Source organism: Mesorhizobium sp. P2_D1 (assembly GCF_056404455.1).
In genome coordinates this window covers 52,650-67,641 of the sequence record NZ_JBFUDZ010000032.1, presented here as the reverse complement: position 1 = coordinate 67,641, position 14,992 = coordinate 52,650, and the positions used below count along the sequence as shown (strand labels likewise).

Genomic DNA, 14,992 nt, shown 5'->3' with positions numbered 1-14,992 from the left:
GTCACACGCCGTTCTTCACCAACTACCGTCCGCAGTTCTATTTCCGCACGACGGACGTGACCGGTATCGTGTCGCTGCCGGAAGGCACCGAGATGGTGATGCCGGGCGACAACATCACGGTCGATGTCGAGCTGATCGTGCCGATCGCCATGGAAGAGAAGCTGCGCTTCGCTATCCGTGAAGGCGGCCGCACCGTCGGTGCCGGCATCGTCGTCACCATCAAAGAGTAATTTGGACTTAAACCGATCTGTCGCGGGCGCAGGAGTTGCCCGCGCCGCGCCAGAACAAGGAAGTGACGCATGAACGGACAGAATATCCGCATCCGCCTGAAGGCGTTTGATCACCGCGTGCTCGACGCCTCGACGAAGGAAATCGTGTCGACGGCCAAGCGCACCGGTGCCAACGTCCGCGGCCCCATTCCGCTGCCGACGCGGATCGAAAAGTTTACGGTCAACCGGTCGCCTCACGTCGACAAGAAGAGCCGCGAGCAGTTCGAGATGCGCACGCACAAGCGTCTGCTCGACATCGTCGATCCGACCCCGCAGACGGTCGATGCTTTGATGAAGCTCGATCTGGCCGCCGGTGTGGACGTCGAGATCAAGCTCTAAGGGAATGAGAGCGCGGTAAGGGGCGGTGCCCCTGGCCCGGAACTCTAAAGGAATTGAACCGATGCGTTCAGGTGTGATTGCAAAGAAGGTGGGAATGACCCGCATCTACAACGATGCCGGGGAACATGTTCCCGTCACCGTTCTCCAGATGGAGAACTGTCAGGTCGTGGCGCAGCGCACGCAGGAGAAGAATGGCTACACTGCCGTTCAGCTCGGCGTTGGCCTTGCCAAGGTGAAGAACACGTCGAAGGCGCTGCGCGGCCATTTCGCGACCGCTTCCGTCGAGCCGAAGGCGAAGGTCGCCGAGTTCCGCGTCTCCGCCGACAACATGATCGATGTCGGCGCCGAGATCACCGTCGAGCATTTCGTCCCCGGCCAGAAGGTCGATGTGACGGGCACGACGATCGGCAAGGGTTTTCAGGGCGTCATCAAGCGTCACCACATGGGTGGTGGCCGCGCGACGCACGGTAACTCGGTCTCGCACCGTACGCACGGTTCGACCGGCCAGCGCCAGGACCCGGGCAAGGTGTTCAAGGGCAAGCATATGGCTGGCCACATGGGCGACACCCGCGTCACCACGCAGAATGTCGAGATCGTTTCGACCGACGCCGACCGCGGCCTGATCCTGATCCGCGGTGCGGTTCCCGGATCGAAGGGCGCCTGGATCCTGGTCCGCGATGCGGCCAAGGTGGCATTGCCGGCCAACGCGCCGAAGCCTGCCGCGATCCGCGCCGTTGCTAAGAACGAGGCTCCGGCCACAGAGGGAGCGGAATAATGGATCTCAAGATCACAACGCTTGGCGGCAAGGACGCCGGCAAGGTGGAACTCTCCGAGGAGATTTTCGGCCTTGATCCGCGCGAGGACATCCTGCAGCGCGTCGTGCGCTGGCAGCTCGCCAAGAAGCAGCAGGGCACGCACAAGGCCAAGGGCCGCGCCGAGATCGCGCGCACCGGCGCCAAGATGTACAAGCAGAAGGGTACGGGCCGCGCCCGTCACCATTCGGCACGCGCTCCGCAGTTCCGCGGCGGCGGCAAGGCCCACGGCCCGGTCGTTCGCAGCCATGAGCACGAACTGCCGAAGAAGGTTCGCGCGCTTGGCCTCAAGCATGCTCTCTCGGCCAAGGCCAAGAGCGCGTCGATCATCATCATCGACGAGCTGAAGCTGACCGAGGCCAAGACCAAGGCGCTGATCGCGAATTTCGCGACGCTGGGCCTGACCAACGCTTTGGTGATCGGCGGTGCCGAGCTTGACAAGAACTTCAAGCTGGCGGCGACGAACATCCCCAACATCGACGTGCTGCCCATCCAGGGCATCAACGTCTACGACATTCTGCGCCGCGGCACGCTGGTCCTTTCGAAGGCCGCCGTCGAGGCTCTCGAGGAGCGCTTTAAATGACCGACCTTCGTCATTATGACGTGATCGTCTCGCCGGCGATCACCGAAAAGTCGACCATGGCCTCCGAGCAGAACCAGGTCGTCTTCAACGTCGCCAAGAAGGCGTCGAAGCCGGAAATCAAGGCCGCCGTCGAAGCGCTGTTCGGCGTCAAGGTGATGGCCGTGAACACGCTTGTCCGCAAGGGCAAGATCAAGCGCTTCCGCGGCACGATCGGCCGCCAGAGCGACGTCAAGAAGGCGATTGTGACATTGGCCGACGGCCAGTCGATCGACGTCGCGACGGGTCTCTGAGCAAGGCCGCGAGGACAGAACAATGGCACTGAAAAAATTCAACCCGGTAACGCCGAGCACCCGCCAGCTGGTCATCGTCGACCGCTCGGGCCTCTACAAGGGCAAGCCCGTCAAGGGGCTGACCGAGGGCCTGACCAAGTCGGGCGGCCGCAACAACTACGGTCGCATCACCGCCCGCTTCATCGGTGGTGGCCACAAGCGTTCGTACCGCATCATCGACTTCAAGCGCCGCAAGTTCGACGTTGTCGGCACGGTCGAGCGCATCGAATACGATCCGAACCGCACCGCCTTCATCGCGCTCATCAAGTACGACGATGGCGAGCTGTCCTACATCATCGCTCCACAGCGTCTGGCCCCCGGCGACAAGATCGTTTCCGGTGAAGCCGTCGACGTGAAGCCGGGCAATGCGATGCCGTTGGCCTCGATGCCGGTCGGCACCATCGTCCACAACATCGAGCTGAAGCCGGGCAAGGGCGCCCAGGTTGCCCGTTCGGCAGGTGGTTATGGCCAGCTGGTCGGTCGCGACCAGGGCATGGCGATCCTGCGCCTCAACTCGGGCGAGCAGCGTGTCGTGCACGGCTCCTGCATGGCCACTGTCGGTGCCGTGTCCAACCCGGATCACGGCAACATCAACGACGGCAAGGCCGGTCGTACGGTTTGGCGTGGCAAGCGTCCGCACAATCGCGGCGTGACCATGAACCCGGTCGACCATCCGCACGGCGGCGGCGAAGGCCGCACCTCGGGTGGCCGCCATCCGGTTTCGCCCTGGGGCAAGCCGACCAAGGGCAAGAAGACGCGGTCCAACAAGGCGACCGACAAGTTCATCCTGCGCTCGCGCCATCAGCGCAAGAGCTAAGAAGAGGTAACGCCAAGTGACTCGTTCTATTTGGAAAGGCCCCTTCATCGACGGCTACCTTCTCAAGAAGGTGGACAAGGTTCGTGAAGGTGGTCGCAATGAGGTGATCAAGATGTGGAGCCGTCGCTCCACCATCCTGCCGCAGTTCGTCGGCTTCACCTTCGGTGTCTACAACGGCCAGAAGCATGTTCCCGTCTCGGTGAACGAGGACATGGTCGGTCACAAGTTCGGTGAATTCGCTCCGACCCGGACCTATTACGGTCACGGCGCGGATAAGAAGGCGAAGAGGAAATAATCATGGGCAAGGCCAAAGCTCCGCGCAGGCTTGCTGACAACGAAGCGCGCGCCGTATTGCGCACGATCCGTATCAGCCCGCAGAAGCTGAACCTCGTTGCCGCGCTGATCCGCGGCAAGAAGGTCGCGACAGCGCTTTCCGATCTCGAATTCTCGGCCAAGCGGATTTCCGGCACGGTCAAGAAGACGCTGGAATCGGCAATCGCCAACGCGGAAAACAACCACGACCTCGACGTCGATGCACTGATCGTGGCGGAAGCCTATGTCGGCAAGTCGATCGTCATGAAGCGGTTCCATGCCCGTGGCCGTGGTCGCGCTAGCCGTATCGAGAAGCCGTTCTCGCACCTCACGATCGTCGTTCGTGAAGTCGAAGAAAAAGGGGAGGCCGCATAATGGGCCAGAAAGTCAATCCGATCGGTCTTCGCCTCGGCATCAACCGCACCTGGGATTCGCGCTGGTTCGCGAACACCGGCGAGTACGGCAAGCTGCTGCATGAGGACATCAAGATCCGCAAGTATCTTGAGAAGGAACTCAAGCAGGCCGCGATCTCGAAGGTCGTCATCGAGCGTCCGCACAAAAAGTGCCGCGTCACCATCCATGCCGCGCGCCCGGGTCTGATCATCGGCAAGAAGGGCGCCGACATCGAGAAGCTTCGCAAGAAGCTGATGGAGATGACGAAGTCCGAGACGCACCTCAACATCGTTGAAGTGCGCAAGCCGGAAATCGACGCGACCCTGGTCGCCCAGTCGATCGCCCAGCAGCTCGAGCGTCGTATCGCCTTCCGTCGCGCCATGAAGCGCGCCGTGCAGTCGGCGATGCGCCTTGGTGCCGAAGGCATCCGCATCAACTGCGCCGGCCGTCTTGGCGGTGCTGAGATTGCGCGCATGGAATGGTACCGCGAAGGCCGCGTGCCGCTGCATACGCTGCGCGCCGATGTCGACTACGGCACGGCCGAGGCGAACACGGCGTACGGCATCTGCGGCGTCAAGGTCTGGGTGTTTAAGGGCGAGATCCTCGAGCACGACCCGATGGCTTCGGAACGTCGCGCGACCGAGGGTGATGCTGCACATGGCGGTGGTGGTGATCGCGAACGCGGTCGTCGTCGCGAAAACGCCTGAGACATTTAGGAATTTGGAGTTAGAACGATGCTGCAGCCAAAGCGCACAAAGTTCCGCAAGCAGTTCAAGGGCCGTATCCATGGTACCGCAAAGGGCGGCACCAACCTGGATTTCGGTGGTTTCGGGCTGAAGGCGCTTGAGCCGAACCGCGTCACCGCACGAGAGATCGAGGCGGCCCGCCGCGCGATCACCCGTGAAATGAAGCGCGCCGGTCGCGTCTGGATCCGTATTTTCCCGGACGTGCCGGTCACTTCGAAGCCGACCGAAGTCCGCATGGGCAAGGGCAAGGGCGCTGTCGACTACTGGGCGGCGCGCGTCAAGCCGGGCCGCATCATGTTCGAGATCGACGGCGTCAATGAAGAAACCGCCCGTGAGGCACTGCGTCTCGGCGCGGCCAAGCTCTCGGTCAAGACGCGCTTCGTGCAGCGCATCGCAGAATAAGGACGGGCTGATCATGAAAGCCGAAGACATCCGGACCAAGACCCAGGACCAGCTGACCGACGACCTGGCCAGCCTGAAGAAGGAGCAGTTCAACCTGCGCTTCCAGAAGGCCACCGGCCAGCTCGAGAAGACCGCGCGCGTGAGACAGGTCCGTAAGGACATTGCGCGTATCAAGACCATCGCTGCGGAAAAGTCCGCGGCTAAGAAGGCTTAAGGACGAAAACCATGCCAAAGCGCATTCTGCAGGGCACCGTCGTCAGCGACAAGAACGAGAAGACGGTTGTCGTCAAGGTCGAACGGCGCTTCACGCATCCCGTGATGAAGAAGACCGTGCGCATGACCAAGAAGTACAAGGCGCACGACGAGAACAACGCCCACAAGGTTGGCGATCAGGTGTTCATCCAGGAATCGAAGCCGATTTCCAAGGACAAGCGCTGGATCGTCGTGTCTTCGGACCAGGCGTAAACAACGAATTTTGGACAGACCGGGGAGGGGCTTTGAGCCCGTCCCGTTAGAAAAGAAGAAGGCGGCCAGTCATGATTCAGATGCAAACAAACCTCGACGTCGCGGATAATTCCGGCGCCCGTCGTGTCATGTGCATCAAGGTGCTGGGCGGCTCGAAGCGGAAATACGCTTCCGTGGGCGACATCATCGTGGTGTCGATCAAGGAAGCCATCCCGCGCGGCCGCGTGAAGAAGGGCGATGTGATGAAGGCGGTCGTGGTTCGCACGGCCAAGGACATCCGCCGCCCGGACGGCAGCGTGATCCGTTTCGACAAGAACGCAGCCGTTCTCGTCGACAACAAGAAAGAGCCGATCGGCACGCGTATCTTCGGACCGGTTCCGCGCGAACTCCGCGCCAAGAACCACATGAAGATCATCTCGCTCGCGCCAGAAGTGCTGTAAGGAGCCGGACCAATGCAAAAGATTAGAAAAGGCGACAAGGTCGTCGTGCTGGCCGGCAAGGACAAGGGCCGTTCGGGCGAAGTCCTCTCGGTTCAGCCGAAGGAAGACACCGCGCTGGTGCGCGGCGTCAACATGATCCGTCGTCACCAGAAGCAGTCCCAGTCCCAAGAGGGCGGGATCATCACCAAGGAAGCGCCGATCCAGCTGTCGAACATCGCGCTGGCCGACCCCAAGGATGGCAAGCCGACCCGCGTCGGCTTCATCTTCCAGAAGGACGGCAAGAAGGTGCGCGTCGCCAAGCGCTCGGGAGAAGTCATCAATGGCTAAGGCTCAGACCACGAAGCCCAAGGCTGAAAGCAAGCAGTCCAAGGCTCAGAACACGCCGCGCCTCAAGCAGGTCTACAACGAGACCATCCGCAAGGCGCTGCAGGAGCAGTTCGGCTACGACAACGAGATGCAGGTTCCGCGGATCGACAAGATCGTGCTGAACATGGGCGTTGGCGAAGCGACCGGCGATTCGAAGAAGCCTTCGATCGCGGCCGAAGACCTGGCGATGATCGCCGGCCAGAAGGCCGTCGTCACCCGCGCCCGCAACTCCATCGCCGGCTTCAAGGTCCGCGAGAAGATGCCGATCGGCGCCAAGGTCACGCTGCGCAAGGAACGTATGTACGAGTTCCTCGACCGCCTCGTGAACATCGCACTGCCACGCGTCCGCGACTTCCGCGGACTCAATCCGAAGAGCTTCGATGGCCGTGGCAACTACGCCATGGGCATCAAGGAACACATCGTGTTCCCGGAGATCAACTACGACAAGGTTGATCAGATCTGGGGCATGGACGTCATCGTTTGTACGACTGCGAAGACGGACGACGAAGCCAGGGCTTTGCTCAAGGCTTTCAACTTCCCCTTCCGCCAGTAACGGCAGCGAGAAAAGGAAAAATCTGAAATGGCAAAGACCAGCTCAGTCGAGAAGAACAATAGGCGCCGCAAGCTTGCCGACCAGTACGGTCCCAAGCGCGCTGCGCTGAAGGCGATCATCATGGACCAGTCCAAGCCGATGGAAGAGCGTTTCCGCGCTCAGCTAAAGCTTGCCGCCATGCCGCGCAACTCGGCCAAGATCCGCATCCGCAACCGCTGCGAAGTCACCGGCCGTCCGCGCGCCTACTATCGCAAGCTCAAAGTATCGCGCATCGCGCTCCGTGATCTCGGCAACAACGGCCAGATCCCGGGCCTGGTCAAGTCGAGCTGGTAAGGAGGACATAACATGTCATTGAGCGATCCTCTCGGCGATATGCTGACCCGCATCCGCAACGCCTACGGCCGCAAGAAGTCGAGCGTCTCGACGCCGGCCTCGCGCCTGCGTACCCGCGTCCTCGACGTGCTGAAGGCTGAAGGCTATATCCGCGATTACAGCCAGACCGACTTCGACAACGGCAAGTCCGAAATCGAGATCGAGCTGAAGTATTTCGACGGCGCGCCCGTCGTGCGCGAAATCGCCCGCGTTTCGAAGCCTGGCCGCCGCGTCTACGTTTCGGCCAAGTCGATTCCGCACGTCGCCAACGGCCTCGGCATCGCCATCCTTTCGACACCGAAGGGCGTGATGGCCGACCACGAAGCGCGTGAACAGAACGTCGGTGGTGAAATCCTCTGCCAGATCTTCTGATCTGGCGTGATCGGAAAAATTGGAATCCGGTCTTCGGGGTCATGCCCGAAGACAGAGACCTGAAACAAGAGAAGTGACGAGGACAACAAAATGTCTCGTATTGGAAAGAAACCCGTTTCGCTGCCGCAGGGCGTGACCGCGACCGTTAACGGCCAGACCGTGACGGCGAAGGGCCCCAAGGGCGAGCTGAAGTTCGTGGTGAACGAAGAAGTGCTGGTCAAGATGGAAGGTAGCGAGATCGCTGTCCAGCCGCGCGACCAGACCAAGACGGCGCGCTCCAAGTGGGGCATGTCGCGCACGCAGATCGTCAACATCCTGCAGGGCGTGAAGGACGGCTTCGAGAAGAAGCTCGAGATCACCGGCGTCGGCTATCGCGCCGCCATGCAGGGCAAGAACCTGCAGCTGGCACTTGGCTTCAGCCATGACGTCGTCTACGAGACGCCGGCGGGCATCACGATCGCTGTGCCGAAGCCGACGGAAATCACCGTGACCGGCATCGATAAGCAGCAGGTCGGCCAGGTTGCCGCCGAGATCCGCGAATACCGTGGTCCCGAGCCCTACAAGGGCAAGGGCGTCCGCTACGCTGGCGAGAAGATCGTCCGCAAGGAAGGCAAGAAGAAGTAGTAGGCATGGCCCCGAAAAGTTGCAGACTTTTCGGAAAGGGCCAAGCCAAAGAAGTGTAACGCCGCGGGGAGCGGTCGCGGGAGGCGCTTTCGCCTACCGCATATGGCGGCCCCCGTTTTTTGAAGGCAAGGAAGACTATCATGGGTACCAAGGAATCCACGCAGCGCCGTGCGCAGCGCGTTCGTCGTCAGATCAAGAAGGTCGCCGGCGAGCGTCCGCGTCTGTCGGTACACCGCACGTCGAAGAACATCTACGTGCAGGTCATCGACGACGCCAAGGGCCACACCATCGTCGCTGCCTCGACGCTCGAGAAGGACCTCAAGGGTTCGCTCAAGACCGGCGCCGACACTGCCGCTGCCGCCGCGATCGGCAAGCTGATCGCCGAGCGCGCCACCAAGGCCGGCGTCAAGGAAGTCGTATTCGACCGCGGCGCCTACATCTATCACGGCCGCGTCAAGGCGCTCGCCGAGGCCGCCCGTGAAGGTGGTCTGAGCTTCTAAATCCAAGGAATTTCGCCCCCGGTGACCCACAGAGGCGCCGGATCTTATCAGCAACCGTGCTTCCGGAAAAAAACAAGGAACAGGATATGGCACAGGAACGTAGGGATGGCGGCCGCGGCCGCGATCGTGAAGAACGCGATGACGGCATGGTGGACAAGCTCGTCCACATCAACCGCGTCGCCAAGGTCGTCAAGGGCGGCCGTCGCTTTGGTTTTGCAGCACTCGTCGTCGTCGGCGACCAAAAGGGCCGCGTCGGCTTTGGTCACGGCAAGGCGCGCGAAGTGCCGGAAGCTATCCGCAAGGCGACTGAATCGGCCAAGCGCGACATGATCTTCGTGCCGCTGCGCTCGGGTCGTACGCTGCACCACGACGTCGAAGGACGCTGGGGCGCGGGACGCGTTCTGCTGCGCGCTGCCAAGCAAGGTACCGGGATCATCGCCGGTGGCCCGATGCGCGCCGTCTTCGAGACGCTCGGCATGCATGACGTGGTCGCCAAGTCGATGGGTTCGTCGAACCCCTACAACATGGTTCGCGCCACCTTCGACGCGCTGAAGAGCCAGATGCATCCCAAGGATGTGGCTGCTGCTCGTGGCATCAAGTATTCGACCCTTCAGGCCCGCCGCGGCACCGCCGTTGCGGCTGAAGAATAGTCGATCTGACCAGGGATTTTGACCATGGCCAAGAAAGCAACAAAGACCGTCACCGTTGAGCAGATCGGCTCGCCGATCCGCCGCCCGAAGGAACAGCGCGCGACGCTGGTCGGGCTCGGCCTCAACAAGATGCACAAGCAGCGCACGCTGGAAGATACACCCTCCGTGCGCGGCATGATCGCTGCCGTCCAGCATCTCGTCCGCGTCGTGGACGAGGGCTGAGCCAGAGCGCAGGAGAACCCAGATGAAACTCAACGATCTGCGTGACAAGGACGGCGCGACGCACTCCAAGAAGCGTCTCGGCCGTGGCATCGGCTCCGGCTCCGGCAAGACCGGCGGTCGCGGCGTCAAGGGCCAGAAGGCGCGCTCCGGTGTCGCCATCAACGGCTTCGAGGGTGGCCAGATGCCGCTCTACAGGCGTCTGCCGAAGCGTGGCTTCAACAACATCTTCGCCAAGAGCTTCACCGTCGTCTCGCTGGCCCGTATCCAGGTGGCCATCGACGCCAAGAAGCTCGACGCCAAGGCAACCGTGACGGCTGAATCGCTGGTCGCTGCCGGCGTCATCCGCCGCGTCAAGGACGGCGTGCGCATCCTCTCGGACGGCGAGATCAAGGCGAAGCTCGCCTTTGACGTCGCCGGCGCCTCCAAGGCCGCGATCGAGAAGATCGAGAAGGCCGGCGGCTCGGTCAAGTTGCCGGAAAAGGCAGCTGCCGAGTAACGGCAATTTGAAGCGCGAGCGGGATCCGTTTTTGCTCACGATCGTGCTTTGATCTGCTCAATTAGGCGGCCGCGTCAACGCGGCCGCTTGCATGTTTAGAGCCCGGAGCTTATCTCGTGAGCTTCGGTGAAACGCGCCGCCTGAGCTCAAGGGCCATCAAGCGTTACCAAGCGGAGAATCAGGCATGGCTTCGGCTGCTGAACAACTAGCCTCGAATCTGAATTTCTCGGCCTTCGCCAAAGCGGAGGACCTGAAGAAACGCATCTGGTTCACCATCGGCGCGTTGCTCGTCTATCGCCTCGGCACCTATATTCCGCTTCCCGGCATCAATCCCGACGCCTTCGCTCAGGCCTTCTCATCGCAGAGCAAGGGCGTGCTCGGCATGTTCAACATGTTCGCCGGCGGCGCCGTGCAGCGCATGGCGATCTTTGCGCTCGGCATCATGCCTTACATCTCCGCCTCCATCATCATGCAGCTGATGACGTCGGTTATCCCGTCGCTGGAAGCGCTGAAGAAGGAAGGCGAACAGGGCCGCAAGGTCATCAACCAATACACGCGCTACGGCACCGTGCTGCTTGCGCTGGTTCAGGCCTATGGCATTTCGGTCGGCCTGGAGGGCGGCAACGGCATCGTCAGCGATCCCGGCATGTTCTTCCGTATCTCGACCGTCGTCACGCTGGTCGGCGGCACCATGTTCCTGATGTGGCTGGGCGAACAGATCACCGCCCGCGGCATCGGCAACGGCATCTCGCTGATCATCTTCTCCGGCATCGTCGCCGGCCTGCCGCATGCCATCTCCGGCACGCTGGAGCTTGGCCGTACCGGCGCGCTGTCGACCGGCCTGATCCTGGCGATCATCGTGCTGGCCGTTGTCGTCATCGCCTTGATCGTGTTCTTCGAGCGCGCCCAGCGCCGCTTGCTGATCCAGTATCCGAAGCGCCAGGTCGGCAACCGCATGTTCCAGGGCGATACCTCGCATCTGCCGCTGAAGCTCAACACGTCAGGCGTCATTCCGCCGATCTTCGCGTCGTCGCTGCTGTTGCTACCGGCCACCGTCGCCGGCTTCTCGCAGACGACCAACATGCCGGCCTGGGCCAGCACCGTGCTGGCGTCGCTCGGCCACGGCCAGCCGCTCTACATGGCATTCTACGCGGCGATGATCGTGTTCTTCGCCTTCTTCTACACTGCGATTGTCTTCAACCCGAAGGACACCGCCGACCAGCTCAAGAAGCATTCGGGCTTCATCCCGGGCTATCGTCCGGGCGAGCGCACCGCCGACTACATCGATTACGTTCTCACCCGCATCACCGTCGTCGGCGCCATCTATCTGGTGCTGGTGTGCTTGCTGCCGGAGTTCCTGATCTCGGCGACTGGCGTACCATTCTACCTTGGTGGCACATCGCTTCTGATCGTGGTCAGTGTCACGCTCGATACGGTTGCGCAGATTCAGGGCCACCTGATCGCGCACCAGTATGAAGGCCTGATCAAGAAGTCGAAGCTGCGCGGGGGGAAGAAAGCCAGATGAGGTTGATATTGCTTGGGCCGCCAGGGGCGGGCAAGGGGACACAAGCACAAAGACTGGTAGAAAAACACGGCATACCCCAGCTCTCGACGGGCGACATGCTGCGTGCTGCAGTCCAGGCTGGCACCGAAGTCGGCAAACGCGCCAAGGCGGTGATGGATGCCGGTGAACTGGTTTCCGACGCCATCGTCAACGCCATCGTCGCCGAACGTATCGATCAGCCGGATTGCGCGAAGGGTTTCATCCTCGACGGATATCCGCGGACCCTGGTGCAGGCGGACGCGGTTGAGCAGATGCTTTCGGATCGCTCGCAGGGCCTCGATGCGGTCATTGAACTTGTCGTCGACGACAAGGCGCTGGTTGGTCGTATCGTCAAGCGCGCCAACGAAGCACAAGCCGCCGRCCAGCCCGTGCGCAAGGACGACAATCCGACCGTGTTCGAGGAGCGTCTGAGGGAATACTACAAGAAGACAGCGCCGCTGATTGGCTACTATTATGCCAAGGGCAAGCTCCGCAGCGTCGACGGCATGGCCGATATCGACGCCGTGACGGGACAGATCGAAGCGGTGCTAAGGGACGCAACGCGGGGAATTTAAACGATTGCACTTGACGGGAGCGGTTCGCTGCGGTATGGCGGCCCGTCTTCCTATCAGGCATCGGCTTTGCTTGTCCGCAAGGGCAAGGCAGCCGCTTTGAACTGGAAACTCCCGCATGGGCCGGCCTCCACCGGACGCGGGGCAACTTAAGATAGCGCCGGTTCGTCCGGCCCACATGGAGAAGAGAAGAATATGGCTCGTATAGCCGGCGTCAACATTCCGACCAACAAGCGCGTTGTCATCGCGCTTCAGTACATTCACGGCATTGGCAAGAAGTTCGCCCAGGAGATCGTCGACAAGGTCGGCATCCCGGCCGAGCGTCGCGTCAACCAGCTCACCGACGCGGAAGTGCTGCAGATTCGCGAAACCATCGACCGCGACTACCAGGTCGAGGGCGACCTGCGCCGCGAAGTCTCGATGAACATCAAGCGGCTCATGGACCTCGGCTGCTATCGCGGCCTGCGTCACCGCCGCTCGCTGCCGGTCCGCGGCCAGCGCACGCATACCAATGCGCGCACCCGCAAGGGCCCGGCCAAGTCGATCGCCGGCAAGAAGAAGTAATTGAGCAAATAGCGATTGGGTCGTGGCGAATAGGTTTCTACCCACTATTCGCTACGCCCTACTCGCTTTTGCAAGGTGGAGCCGCTGGCATTACGGCGGTGTAGAGATCAACTGAAAGGACTATCATGGCCAAGGAAGCCGCTCGTGTTCGCCGTCGCGAACGCAAGAACATCTCGTCGGGCGTTGCCCACGTCAATTCGACCTTCAACAACACGATGATCACCATCACTGACGCACAGGGCAATTCGATTGCCTGGTCGTCGGCCGGTGCCCAGGGCTTCAAGGGTTCGCGCAAGTCGACCCCGTTCGCTGCCCAGATGGCTGCCGAGGACGTTGCCAAGAAGGCCCAGGAACACGGCATGCGCATGCTCGAAGTCGAGGTCTGCGGACCTGGCTCCGGTCGTGAATCGGCACTGCGCGCCCTGCAGGCGGCCGGCTTCACCATCACCTCGATCCGTGATGTGACGCCGATCCCGCACAATGGCTGCCGCCCGCGCAAGAAGCGCCGCGTCTAAAAAATTACCGAACGCCGCGCGAGCGCCCTTTGTGGCGCTCCTCCACGGCATTCCAGGTCGCCCGCCACGATTGGATGGTGGCGGGTCAACGGAAGGAAAGCATCATGATCCAGAAAAATTGGCAGGAACTGATCAAGCCGAACAAGATCGAGTTCTCGTCGAAGAAGAAGACGCTGACCACGCTGGTCGCCGAGCCGCTCGAGCGTGGCTTTGGCCTGACGCTCGGCAACGCGCTGCGCCGCGTGCTTCTGTCTTCGCTGCGCGGTGCGGCTGTTACCGCCGTGCAGATCGACGGCGTTCTGCATGAATTCTCGTCCATCGCCGGTGTGCGCGAAGACGTGACCGACATCGTCTTGAACATCAAGGAAATCGCCATCCGCATGGAAGGCGATGGCCCCAAGCGCATGGTCGTGCGCAAGCAGGGACCGGGTGCGGTTCTCGCCGGCGACATCCAGACGGTTGGCGACGTCGAAATTCTCAACCCCGACCACGTCATCTGCACGCTGGACGAGGGCGCTGAAATCCGCATGGAATTCACCGTCGACACCGGCAAGGGGTACGTGCCGGCCGACCGCAACCGCGCCGAAGACGCGCCGATCGGCCTGATCCCGGTCGACAGCCTGTATTCGCCGGTCAAGAAGGTCTCCTACAAGGTCGAAAACACCCGCGAGGGCCAGGTTCTCGACTATGACAAGCTGACCATGACCATCGAGACCGACGGTTCGATCTCGGGCGAAGACGCAGTGGCTTTCGCGGCCCRCATCCTGCAGGACCAGCTCGGCCTGTTCGTCAATTTCGACGAGCCGCAGAAGGAAGTCGCCGCCGAAGCCGTCACCGAGCTCGCCTTCAACCCGGCGCTGCTCAAGAAGGTCGACGAACTCGAGCTTTCGGTGCGTTCGGCCAACTGCCTGAAGAACGACAACATCGTCTATATCGGCGACCTGATCCAGAAGACCGAAGCCGAGATGCTGCGCACCCCGAACTTCGGCCGCAAGTCGCTGAACGAGATCAAGGAAGTCCTGGCGGCAATGGGCCTGCACCTCGGCATGGAAGTGCCGGACTGGCCGCCGGAGAACATCGAAGACCTCGCCAAGCGTTACGAAGATCAATATTGAGGCGTTGCCTCTGAACCCGCAATGAAGGAGAAGAGCCATGCGCCACGGATTTAAGGGCCGCCGGTTCGCCCGCAGCATAAGCCACCGCAAGTCGATGTTCGCCAACCTGGCCGTGTCGCTGCTCGAGCACGAGCAGATCGTCACCACCCTGCCGAAGGCGAAGGATCTGCGTCCGATCGTCGAGAAGCTGGTGACGCTCGGCAAGCGGGGCGACCTGCACGCCCGCCGCCAGGTGATCGCGCAGATCGGCAATGAAGGCGTCGTCAAGCGCCTGTTCGACACCATCGCCCCGCGCTACGCCACCCGCAACGGCGGCTATCTGCGCATCATGAAGGCGGGCTTCCGTCACGGCGACAATGCCGCGATGGCTGTCATCGAGTTCGTCGATCGCGACACCTCGGCCAAGGGCGCCGGCGACCGCGCCCGCATCGAAGCCGAAGGCACCGAAGCGGACGCCGCAGCCGCATAAGGCTTGGTTCTCCGGAATGAATGCAAAGGGGCCCACGGGCCCCTTTTTGTTTTCTGAAAGCAGGAGATTGCAGCCAAAGCCGATCTTCAGGCCGGAACCGAGGCTCTTTGGCCAAAATAATCGGATTTCAGCGGCTTAGCCTTTCATTTTGC

28 protein-coding genes are annotated in these 14,992 nt (G+C 61.7%); all 28 read left to right on the top strand.

Annotation, left to right across the window (positions count from 1 at the left end):
- The coding region (locus AC1D0I_RS21835) for an EF-Tu C-terminal domain-related protein (protein ID WP_023748698.1) at nucleotides 1-230 on the top strand (230 nt) is incomplete at its 5' end.
- A gap of 69 nt (nucleotides 231-299) precedes the next feature.
- Nucleotides 300-608, top strand: a complete 309-nt coding sequence (gene rpsJ, locus AC1D0I_RS21830) for a 30S ribosomal protein S10 (protein WP_010909272.1) — start codon at nucleotides 300-302, stop codon at nucleotides 606-608.
- Between the two features lie 61 nt (nucleotides 609-669).
- Complete coding sequence (gene rplC, locus AC1D0I_RS21825) at nucleotides 670-1,383, top strand: 50S ribosomal protein L3 (RefSeq protein WP_095089677.1); 714 nt, start codon at nucleotides 670-672, stop codon at nucleotides 1,381-1,383.
- Nucleotides 1,383-2,003, top strand: coding sequence for a 50S ribosomal protein L4 (gene rplD, locus AC1D0I_RS21820; RefSeq protein ID WP_006333366.1), 621 nt, complete (start codon nucleotides 1,383-1,385; stop codon nucleotides 2,001-2,003). Before rplC ends, rplD begins: the two co-directional genes overlap by 1 nt.
- Nucleotides 2,000-2,293 (top strand): 50S ribosomal protein L23, encoded by a 294-nt coding sequence (locus AC1D0I_RS21815; RefSeq protein ID WP_010909275.1) that lies wholly within the window; start codon nucleotides 2,000-2,002, stop codon nucleotides 2,291-2,293. The genes rplD and AC1D0I_RS21815 overlap by 4 nt, the downstream gene beginning before the upstream one ends.
- 22 nt (nucleotides 2,294-2,315) lie before the next feature.
- A complete protein-coding gene (gene rplB / locus AC1D0I_RS21810) occupies nucleotides 2,316-3,149 on the top strand; it encodes a 50S ribosomal protein L2 (protein WP_095089679.1) in 834 nt (277 codons plus the stop codon).
- Nucleotides 3,150-3,165: 16 nt separating this feature from the next.
- A complete protein-coding gene (rpsS, locus tag AC1D0I_RS21805; RefSeq protein ID WP_006205463.1) occupies nucleotides 3,166-3,444 on the top strand; it encodes a 30S ribosomal protein S19 in 279 nt (92 codons plus the stop codon).
- A gap of 2 nt (nucleotides 3,445-3,446) precedes the next feature.
- Nucleotides 3,447-3,836, top strand: coding sequence for a 50S ribosomal protein L22 (gene rplV / locus AC1D0I_RS21800; RefSeq protein ID WP_006205462.1), 390 nt, complete (start codon nucleotides 3,447-3,449; stop codon nucleotides 3,834-3,836).
- Nucleotides 3,836-4,561 (top strand): 30S ribosomal protein S3, encoded by a 726-nt coding sequence (rpsC, locus tag AC1D0I_RS21795; protein WP_013895697.1) that lies wholly within the window; start codon nucleotides 3,836-3,838, stop codon nucleotides 4,559-4,561. Before rplV ends, rpsC begins: the two co-directional genes overlap by 1 nt.
- 27 nt (nucleotides 4,562-4,588) lie before the next feature.
- Nucleotides 4,589-5,002 carry a 50S ribosomal protein L16 gene (rplP, locus tag AC1D0I_RS21790; protein ID WP_013531427.1) on the top strand — a complete coding sequence of 138 codons (414 nt, stop codon included), beginning with the start codon at nucleotides 4,589-4,591 and terminating at the stop codon, nucleotides 5,000-5,002.
- A gap of 13 nt (nucleotides 5,003-5,015) precedes the next feature.
- Nucleotides 5,016-5,216, top strand: coding sequence for a 50S ribosomal protein L29 (rpmC, locus tag AC1D0I_RS21785; RefSeq protein ID WP_006205459.1), 201 nt, complete (start codon nucleotides 5,016-5,018; stop codon nucleotides 5,214-5,216).
- An 11-nt stretch (nucleotides 5,217-5,227) separates the two neighbouring features.
- Nucleotides 5,228-5,467 carry a 30S ribosomal protein S17 gene (gene rpsQ, locus AC1D0I_RS21780; RefSeq protein WP_010909280.1) on the top strand — a complete coding sequence of 80 codons (240 nt, stop codon included), beginning with the start codon at nucleotides 5,228-5,230 and terminating at the stop codon, nucleotides 5,465-5,467.
- A 71-nt stretch (nucleotides 5,468-5,538) separates the two neighbouring features.
- On the top strand, nucleotides 5,539-5,907 hold the full coding sequence (rplN, locus tag AC1D0I_RS21775; RefSeq protein WP_006205457.1) for a 50S ribosomal protein L14: 369 nt from the start codon (nucleotides 5,539-5,541) through the stop codon (nucleotides 5,905-5,907).
- Between the two features lie 12 nt (nucleotides 5,908-5,919).
- Nucleotides 5,920-6,234, top strand: coding sequence for a 50S ribosomal protein L24 (rplX, locus tag AC1D0I_RS21770; RefSeq protein ID WP_013531428.1), 315 nt, complete (start codon nucleotides 5,920-5,922; stop codon nucleotides 6,232-6,234).
- Nucleotides 6,227-6,826 carry a 50S ribosomal protein L5 gene (gene rplE / locus AC1D0I_RS21765; protein ID WP_095089681.1) on the top strand — a complete coding sequence of 200 codons (600 nt, stop codon included), beginning with the start codon at nucleotides 6,227-6,229 and terminating at the stop codon, nucleotides 6,824-6,826. The genes rplX and rplE overlap by 8 nt, the downstream gene beginning before the upstream one ends.
- Nucleotides 6,827-6,853: 27 nt before the next feature.
- The gene (gene rpsN, locus AC1D0I_RS21760; protein WP_013895695.1) at nucleotides 6,854-7,159 is read left to right on the top strand and encodes a 30S ribosomal protein S14; all 306 of its coding nucleotides are present in this window, start codon (nucleotides 6,854-6,856) and stop codon (nucleotides 7,157-7,159) included.
- A gap of 12 nt (nucleotides 7,160-7,171) precedes the next feature.
- On the top strand, nucleotides 7,172-7,570 hold the full coding sequence (rpsH, locus tag AC1D0I_RS21755) for a 30S ribosomal protein S8 (RefSeq protein ID WP_006205453.1): 399 nt from the start codon (nucleotides 7,172-7,174) through the stop codon (nucleotides 7,568-7,570).
- A 90-nt stretch (nucleotides 7,571-7,660) separates the two neighbouring features.
- A complete protein-coding gene (gene rplF, locus AC1D0I_RS21750) occupies nucleotides 7,661-8,194 on the top strand; it encodes a 50S ribosomal protein L6 (protein ID WP_095089683.1) in 534 nt (177 codons plus the stop codon).
- A gap of 140 nt (nucleotides 8,195-8,334) precedes the next feature.
- On the top strand, nucleotides 8,335-8,694 hold the full coding sequence (rplR, locus tag AC1D0I_RS21745) for a 50S ribosomal protein L18 (RefSeq protein ID WP_023757972.1): 360 nt from the start codon (nucleotides 8,335-8,337) through the stop codon (nucleotides 8,692-8,694).
- 86 nt (nucleotides 8,695-8,780) lie between these two features.
- A complete protein-coding gene (gene rpsE / locus AC1D0I_RS21740; protein WP_006333394.1) occupies nucleotides 8,781-9,344 on the top strand; it encodes a 30S ribosomal protein S5 in 564 nt (187 codons plus the stop codon).
- A gap of 24 nt (nucleotides 9,345-9,368) precedes the next feature.
- Complete coding sequence (rpmD, locus tag AC1D0I_RS21735; RefSeq protein WP_023736690.1) at nucleotides 9,369-9,566, top strand: 50S ribosomal protein L30; 198 nt, start codon at nucleotides 9,369-9,371, stop codon at nucleotides 9,564-9,566.
- A gap of 22 nt (nucleotides 9,567-9,588) precedes the next feature.
- Nucleotides 9,589-10,062, top strand: coding sequence for a 50S ribosomal protein L15 (gene rplO, locus AC1D0I_RS21730; protein ID WP_027028844.1), 474 nt, complete (start codon nucleotides 9,589-9,591; stop codon nucleotides 10,060-10,062).
- A 184-nt stretch (nucleotides 10,063-10,246) separates the two neighbouring features.
- Complete coding sequence (gene secY, locus AC1D0I_RS21725; protein ID WP_379097713.1) at nucleotides 10,247-11,587, top strand: preprotein translocase subunit SecY; 1,341 nt, start codon at nucleotides 10,247-10,249, stop codon at nucleotides 11,585-11,587.
- Complete coding sequence (locus tag AC1D0I_RS21720) at nucleotides 11,584-12,180, top strand: adenylate kinase (RefSeq protein ID WP_477397619.1); 597 nt, start codon at nucleotides 11,584-11,586, stop codon at nucleotides 12,178-12,180. The genes secY and AC1D0I_RS21720 overlap by 4 nt, the downstream gene beginning before the upstream one ends.
- Nucleotides 12,181-12,372: 192 nt before the next feature.
- A complete protein-coding gene (gene rpsM / locus AC1D0I_RS21715) occupies nucleotides 12,373-12,741 on the top strand; it encodes a 30S ribosomal protein S13 (RefSeq protein WP_006205445.1) in 369 nt (122 codons plus the stop codon).
- Nucleotides 12,742-12,866: 125 nt separating this feature from the next.
- Nucleotides 12,867-13,256: a 30S ribosomal protein S11 gene (gene rpsK / locus AC1D0I_RS21710; RefSeq protein ID WP_006205444.1), complete on the top strand. Its 390-nt coding sequence runs from the start codon at nucleotides 12,867-12,869 to the stop codon at nucleotides 13,254-13,256.
- A 104-nt stretch (nucleotides 13,257-13,360) separates the two neighbouring features.
- Nucleotides 13,361-14,371, top strand: coding sequence for a DNA-directed RNA polymerase subunit alpha (locus AC1D0I_RS21705; protein ID WP_477397618.1), 1,011 nt, complete (start codon nucleotides 13,361-13,363; stop codon nucleotides 14,369-14,371).
- A 37-nt stretch (nucleotides 14,372-14,408) separates the two neighbouring features.
- Nucleotides 14,409-14,840: a 50S ribosomal protein L17 gene (gene rplQ, locus AC1D0I_RS21700; RefSeq protein WP_027044984.1), complete on the top strand. Its 432-nt coding sequence runs from the start codon at nucleotides 14,409-14,411 to the stop codon at nucleotides 14,838-14,840.
- Nucleotides 14,841-14,992 lie beyond the last annotated feature (152 nt).

Bases quoted from the DNA above. Each gene is read 5' to 3' on its own strand.
- rpsJ (WP_010909272.1), top strand. From the start codon at position 300: ATGAACGGACAGAATATCCGCATCCGCCTGAAGGCGTTTGATCACCGC.
- rplC (WP_095089677.1), top strand. From the start codon at position 670: ATGCGTTCAGGTGTGATTGCAAAGAAGGTGGGAATGACCCGCATCTAC.
- rplD (WP_006333366.1), top strand. From the start codon at position 1,383: ATGGATCTCAAGATCACAACGCTTGGCGGCAAGGACGCCGGCAAGGTG.
- AC1D0I_RS21815 (WP_010909275.1), top strand. From the start codon at position 2,000: ATGACCGACCTTCGTCATTATGACGTGATCGTCTCGCCGGCGATCACC.
- rplB (WP_095089679.1), top strand. From the start codon at position 2,316: ATGGCACTGAAAAAATTCAACCCGGTAACGCCGAGCACCCGCCAGCTG.
- rplV (WP_006205462.1), top strand. From the start codon at position 3,447: ATGGGCAAGGCCAAAGCTCCGCGCAGGCTTGCTGACAACGAAGCGCGC.
- rpsC (WP_013895697.1), top strand. From the start codon at position 3,836: ATGGGCCAGAAAGTCAATCCGATCGGTCTTCGCCTCGGCATCAACCGC.
- rplP (WP_013531427.1), top strand. From the start codon at position 4,589: ATGCTGCAGCCAAAGCGCACAAAGTTCCGCAAGCAGTTCAAGGGCCGT.
- rpmC (WP_006205459.1), top strand. From the start codon at position 5,016: ATGAAAGCCGAAGACATCCGGACCAAGACCCAGGACCAGCTGACCGAC.
- rpsQ (WP_010909280.1), top strand. From the start codon at position 5,228: ATGCCAAAGCGCATTCTGCAGGGCACCGTCGTCAGCGACAAGAACGAG.
- rplN (WP_006205457.1), top strand. From the start codon at position 5,539: ATGATTCAGATGCAAACAAACCTCGACGTCGCGGATAATTCCGGCGCC.
- rplX (WP_013531428.1), top strand. From the start codon at position 5,920: ATGCAAAAGATTAGAAAAGGCGACAAGGTCGTCGTGCTGGCCGGCAAG.
- rplE (WP_095089681.1), top strand. From the start codon at position 6,227: ATGGCTAAGGCTCAGACCACGAAGCCCAAGGCTGAAAGCAAGCAGTCC.
- rpsN (WP_013895695.1), top strand. From the start codon at position 6,854: ATGGCAAAGACCAGCTCAGTCGAGAAGAACAATAGGCGCCGCAAGCTT.
- rpsH (WP_006205453.1), top strand. From the start codon at position 7,172: ATGTCATTGAGCGATCCTCTCGGCGATATGCTGACCCGCATCCGCAAC.
- rplF (WP_095089683.1), top strand. From the start codon at position 7,661: ATGTCTCGTATTGGAAAGAAACCCGTTTCGCTGCCGCAGGGCGTGACC.
- rplR (WP_023757972.1), top strand. From the start codon at position 8,335: ATGGGTACCAAGGAATCCACGCAGCGCCGTGCGCAGCGCGTTCGTCGT.
- rpsE (WP_006333394.1), top strand. From the start codon at position 8,781: ATGGCACAGGAACGTAGGGATGGCGGCCGCGGCCGCGATCGTGAAGAA.
- rpmD (WP_023736690.1), top strand. From the start codon at position 9,369: ATGGCCAAGAAAGCAACAAAGACCGTCACCGTTGAGCAGATCGGCTCG.
- rplO (WP_027028844.1), top strand. From the start codon at position 9,589: ATGAAACTCAACGATCTGCGTGACAAGGACGGCGCGACGCACTCCAAG.
- secY (WP_379097713.1), top strand. From the start codon at position 10,247: ATGGCTTCGGCTGCTGAACAACTAGCCTCGAATCTGAATTTCTCGGCC.
- rpsM (WP_006205445.1), top strand. From the start codon at position 12,373: ATGGCTCGTATAGCCGGCGTCAACATTCCGACCAACAAGCGCGTTGTC.
- rpsK (WP_006205444.1), top strand. From the start codon at position 12,867: ATGGCCAAGGAAGCCGCTCGTGTTCGCCGTCGCGAACGCAAGAACATC.
- rplQ (WP_027044984.1), top strand. From the start codon at position 14,409: ATGCGCCACGGATTTAAGGGCCGCCGGTTCGCCCGCAGCATAAGCCAC.